The 473-nt window shown below is 43.1% G+C and carries 1 rRNA gene; it reads left to right on the top strand.

Annotated elements, in window-relative coordinates:
- Window positions 1–473, top strand: a 16S ribosomal RNA gene (locus AC29IT_RS28735); the annotation flags it as partial.

The raw sequence follows: 473 nt of genomic DNA, 5'->3' as shown, positions 1-473 counted from the left end.
TGGGTGGTGGCGCATGGCCGTTCTTAGTTCGTGGAGTGATTTGTCTGGTCAATTCCGATAACGAACGAGACTCAAATATATTAAATAGATATCTTCAGGATTATGGTGCTGAAGCTTATGTAGCCTTCATTCATGTTGGCAGTAAAATGCTTATTGTGTTTGAATGTGTTTATGTAAGTGGAGCCGTACCTGTTGGTTTGTCCCATTATAAGGACACTAGCTTCTTAAATGGACAAATTGCGTCTAGCAATAATGAGATTGAGCAATAACAGGTCTGTGATGCCCTTAGATGTCCTGGGCTGCACGCGCGCTACAATGAAAGTATCAACGTGTATTTCCTAGACCGAGAGGTCCGGGTAAACCGCTGAACCACTTTCATGCTTGGGATTGTGAACTGAAACTGTTCACATGAACTTGGAATTCCCAGTAAGTGTGAGTCATTAACTCGCATTGATTACGTCCCTGCCCTTTGT

It is taken from the genome of Saccharopolyspora sp. MMCC62 (assembly GCF_057736575.1).
This window is presented reverse-complemented; position numbering and strand designations above follow the sequence as displayed.